Origin of the sequence: Albidovulum sp. (assembly GCF_049646345.1) — a bacterium.
GTDB lineage: Bacteria > Pseudomonadota > Alphaproteobacteria > Rhodobacterales > Rhodobacteraceae > Albidovulum.
Window position 1 is genome coordinate 1 of the sequence record NZ_JBARVQ010000905.1, and the last position, 3215, is coordinate 3215.

The following is a 3215-nucleotide window of genomic DNA, read 5'->3' on the forward strand; positions in this document are numbered from 1 at the left end:
GTTGTGGGTCGAGCGAAGTTTGGCGATCTTTCCATATTTCGGATCGGGCGTGCGGCCCGCGATCAGATCGGCGACGACGACCTTCTGGTTCGGGATGATGACCATGAAGACGTTCGCGGACATGATCGTCGCGGTGATAGCCCCGAGGTGCAAGAGCGCCGCGCGGCCCGAGAAGACCTGCGTGTAGAACCACGCAAGCACCACGAGGATGATGTAGAGCAGCACCATCAGCGTCGTCGGGCTTTCGCCGAGTTTCGACTTGCAGAGCGCATCATAGATCAGCCAGCCGACTGCCAGCGAGACGAGCGAAATCCCGATCGCCTGCCAGAACGGAATGTCGAGCACGTTCGGGTCGACAAGGTAGAGATCGGCCCCGAGATAATAGACAAGGCAAAGGAGCGCGAAGCCCGACAGCCAGGTCGCGTAGCTTTCCCATTTGAACCAGATCAGGTCGCCGGGCATGGTTTCCGGTGCGACGAGGTATTTCTGGATATGATAGAAGCCGCCGCCATGGACCTGCCATTCCTCGCCATCGGCGCCAGAGGCCAGATTGCGGTCGCGGTGCAGGCCAAGGTCCAGTGCAATGAAATAGAAGGATGAGCCGATCCAGGCGATGGCGGTGATCACATGCAGCCAGCGCACGGCGAATTCCAGCCAGTCGGCCAGCACGATGAAGTCGTACATCCCGCTCTCTCCCTCACGGACTCAGTGAAGATGACGCTATACCGAAGCGCATTGCCCTGATAATCCTTAGAATAACTCAGAACTTTCAAAGATAACCGAATAATATCGGGCGAGGGACGGCATTGGCCTATGTGAACAATATCAAGATGTTCGTGCGGGTCTTTGAACTCGGCTCCATGTCGGCGGCGGCGCGGGATCAGCGCACCTCGCCCGCCGTCGCATCGGCGCGGATCGCTGAATTGGAAAAACACCTTGGTGTGCGGTTGTTTAACCGCACCACGCGACGCTTGCAGCCGACCGAGAACGGCCGACTTTTCTATGACGGCGCACGCAAGGTTCTGGAGGCGATCGACGATGCCGAGGCGGCGGTCATGGTGTCGACCCAGAACCTGCGGGGGACAGTTTTTGTCGCAGCCCCTCTGGGGGTCGGGCGACGGTTCATTGCGCCGCATGTGCCGGAATTCAAGGATGCCTATCCCCAGATCGACGTGCGGCTGCGCCTGTCGGACCGCAAGATCGACGTGATCGGCGAAGGGCTCGACATGGCGTTTCATCTTGGTGTGCTGGAGGATTCGACGCTGAAGATGCGGCTCGTGGCCGAATGCTCGCGTATCCTTTGCGCCGCACCCGCCTATGTCGCGAAACGCGGCGATCCGGGGACGGGCGAGCGGCTGGTGGCGGACAAGCACGATTGCCTCAACCTGCGCTTCCCCGGCGCGCCGGAATTCCAGTGGACCCTGACGACGCCGGACGGGCCGAAACGGTTCGAGATTGCCGGGCCGTTCGAAACCGATGACGGCGACGTGCTGACCGGCTGGGCGCTCGACGGGCGCGGCATCGTGATGAAGCCGATCTTTGAGGTGGCGGAGTATCTGCGCGACGGGCGTCTGGTGCCGGTGGTGCGCGACACACCACCGGTGCCGGTGCAACTGACCTGCCTGACCCAGCACAGGCGCTTGCGTGACCCGAAGATCCGCGCCTTCACCGACTTCATCATCGTCAAATGCCGCGAGGAACTGACCCGCGCGATGGAAGGCGTCGAACTGCCGGATAGGGCGGTAAAACCCGCGTGAAGCCGCCCTATGGCCGCTTGCCTAATGGTTTCACCTCATTGATTGTGCAGATCGTCCCGGGTGGCGGGACGATCCCGGAGGGCGCCATGGACATTCTCGACGACATCCTCGACACGCTCGACCTGCGCGGTGCTCTCTATTTCCGCACCGATTTCACCGGGCCCTGGGCGGTCACGGTGCCGGAATTCGGCTCTGCCGCCCGCTTCCATCTGGTGATGCAGGGGCAGTTGCATGTGAAAACCGCCTGCGGCGCGGAACTGACGCTTGGCCCCGGCGACCTGATCATGGTGCCGAAGGGCTGGTCCCATGTGCTGGCCGATGCGCCGGGGCGGCGGGCACCGGAACTGGAGGCGGTGCTGGAGGCGGTGGGCTATGACGGGCAGGGGGTGCTGCGGGTCGGCGACGGCGATCCTTCCGCCTCGACCCAGATGCTCTGTGGCCACTTCACCTTCCGCGAACGGGCCGATCACCCGATCCTGCGCGCGCTTCCCGACCATATCCTGATCACCGCCGCAATTCGGCTGAGTGAGCCGCTTCTGGATGAGATGCTGCGGCTGGCCGCGCGCCGCGCCTTTGCCGACCGGCTGGGATCGGAAGCCGCGATCACACGCCTGTCCGAGATCGTCTTTATCGAGGTGCTGCGCGCCGGGATCGGCCAGTCGCCCGAGCTTTCCGGTCTGATGGAAGCCTTCCGCGACCGCCAGATCGGCCGCGCGCTGGAGATGGTTCACAGCAACCCTGACAAGGGATGGACGGTGGAAAGCCTTGCCTCTGCGGTCGCCATGTCGCGCTCGCGCTTTGCCGAAAGGTTCAGCCAGCTCGTCGGGGTGGGGCCGATGACCTATCTGTCGGACTGGCGGCTGCAAAAGGCGCTGGCGCTTCTCGAACGCTCGCAATCCACGGTGCAGGAAATCGCGGGCAAGGCGGGCTATTCCTCGCCCGCCGCCTTTACCCGCGCTTTTGCCGGAAAGTTCGGGCTCGCCCCTTCGGAATATCGTCGCCGGGCTGCCTGAATTTGCAGACCGTCCCGCAGATTTCGCATCCCGTCCCGTTCTTTGGTGGGGTGATTGATCGGGCGTCCCCCTTGGGCAAATGGTTCTGCACGCGGCCGCCAGACGGTGGCCGGAGCAACCAGATCCCAGGAGGACAAGATGATCCGCATGACTCTTATCGCCGCCACGCTCGCGGCCGGTCCCGCGATGGCACAGGACCAGATGAACGACCTTCAGATCGCCCATACCGCCTATACGGCCGGGCAGCTTGATATCCGCTATGCCCATCTGGCGCTGGCCGTGTCCGAGAATGACGCCGTGCGCGCCTTTGCCGAAACCATGATCCGCGACCATGCTGCGGTGAACGAGGCGGCCGTGGCGCTGATCACCGAGCTGAACGTGACACCCGAGGATAACGACCTGAGCCGCGCGCTGGTCGAGGGCGCCGCGGCCAAGCGGGCAGAGT

The 3215-nt window shown here is 63.3% G+C and carries 4 protein-coding genes; 3 read left to right on the forward strand and 1 reads right to left on the reverse strand.

Features of this window, described 5'->3' with window-relative positions; genetic code table 11:
- Nucleotides 1-684 (reverse strand): urate hydroxylase PuuD (locus WBB85_RS23580; protein WP_432640997.1); only part of this gene is annotated, 684 nt, incomplete at its 3' end.
- Between the two features lie 122 nt (nt 685-806).
- Between WBB85_RS23580 and WBB85_RS23585 the strand changes: the two genes are divergently transcribed.
- The 3 genes from WBB85_RS23585 to WBB85_RS23595 all read left to right on the forward strand — a co-directional run.
- Entirely contained in the window at nt 807-1757 is a 951-nt protein-coding gene (locus WBB85_RS23585) for a LysR substrate-binding domain-containing protein (protein WP_432640998.1), read from the forward strand.
- 86 nt (nt 1758-1843) lie between these two features.
- Complete coding sequence (locus tag WBB85_RS23590) at nt 1844-2770, forward strand: AraC family transcriptional regulator (RefSeq protein WP_432640999.1); 927 nt, start codon at nt 1844-1846, stop codon at nt 2768-2770.
- A gap of 138 nt (nt 2771-2908) precedes the next feature.
- Nucleotides 2909-3215: DUF4142 domain-containing protein (locus tag WBB85_RS23595; RefSeq protein ID WP_432641000.1), on the forward strand; the 307-nt coding region annotated here is incomplete at its 3' end.